2 protein-coding genes are annotated in these 1,267 nt (G+C 73.2%); both read left to right on the top strand.

Features of this window, described 5'->3' with window-relative positions:
- The first annotated feature begins 81 nt into the window (after positions 1-81).
- The gene (locus C1J00_RS43385) at positions 82-780 is read left to right on the top strand and encodes a hypothetical protein (RefSeq protein WP_102914232.1); all 699 of its coding nucleotides are present in this window, start codon (positions 82-84) and stop codon (positions 778-780) included.
- Between the two features lie 153 nt (positions 781-933).
- Entirely contained in the window at positions 934-1,257 is a 324-nt protein-coding gene (locus tag C1J00_RS43390) for a hypothetical protein (protein ID WP_102914233.1), read from the top strand.
- Positions 1,258-1,267: the final 10 nt, after the last annotated feature.

Consider the following 1,267-nt stretch of genomic DNA (forward strand, 5'->3'; position numbering starts at 1 on the left):
GGCCGGCCTCGGGGCGCACCCCACCCGTTCCCTGCCGCGCCCGGCACCGCCGGGCGCGGCCCAACCCACTGGAGACATCACATGCCCAAGCCCCACCGCCCCGGTCATGACCCGCTGCCCGCCGAGCGCCTGGCGGAGATCCGCGCCGCGGCCGACTCGTCGCCGGAGCTGCGGGACCTGCTGGGGGAGCTGGACCGCATCCGCCCGTTGTTCGACTCCACGCTGGCCGACAACGGCGTCCTCCTGGACCAGTGGGCCCGGTACGCCGGCGTGGCCCCGCACCCGTTCCTCGGCCTGTTCTGCCGGACGTGCCGTACGGAGGTGAAGCCCGGCGAGGAGGGGTGCCCGCGGCATGACCCGACGGTGATCGGGCGTGCCCTGTACCGGATGCACGAGGAGAACCGGACGCTCCGCGGTGCTCAGGAAGCGGGCCGCCGCGCGCTGGCGATGCTGGACGCCGCCCTGCCCCTGCTCGCCGCGGTGCTCAACCCGGTGGATCACAAGGAGGGGTGCCGCCCGCACGACTGCCGGTGTGCGTGCGACCGGCGGCAGAACTGCCAGGACTGCCACCGGTGCGTGTGCTGGCGGTCGGAGTGCTGCGCGGAGAAGGCGATCCGGTGGCACGCCGAGGATCGGTGGGCGCGGCTGGTCGCCGAGGCCGGCCTCGAGCCTGAGGGGTCCGCCGGGGCAGAGGAGGGCCCGCGGTGCGCGGTGTGCCTGACCCTCATCGCCGAGCACAGCGGACGGATCTGCGAGCGCCCGGCCACCCGGTACTGCTGATTGCTGCGCCCGGTCCTGAGCACAACGGGGTCGGGCGCCGCACCCGCGCCCCATCGAGAGACCTGCTCGGGGCGTCCTGGTTCACCAAGGGACGCCCCGGCTGTCAGTGCCGTCCGCTACACCAGAACCCACCACAGCCGAGGGAGCGAAGCCATGGCCAGCACCACCAGCATCAAGGCGTACGAGGACAACGCCGGAGGCGTCTACCTCACACGGGGGGAGGGGGAAACCGTCTGGTTCTGCGGCCCGGTCACGGCCGACAGGGAAGGCCAGTTCGCCGACGACGCCAAGGCATGGCACGAAGGCGACTGGGAGCCCGGCGAGGAGAACGGGCAGAGCCCCGTCGCCGACGTCTCCGACCTCGCGCACATCGCCACCTGGACCCCGGAGGGCGGCGTGCAGATCGAGAGGAAGCCCGTCGGTGACGTGGTCGCTGGCGCGGGCGGACAGGCGTATCTCGGGATCGACGAGGACTGAACCCCCGCCC

Origin of the sequence: Streptomyces cahuitamycinicus (genome assembly GCF_002891435.1) — a bacterium.
In the GTDB taxonomy this organism is placed as follows: domain Bacteria; phylum Actinomycetota; class Actinomycetes; order Streptomycetales; family Streptomycetaceae; genus Streptomyces; species Streptomyces cahuitamycinicus.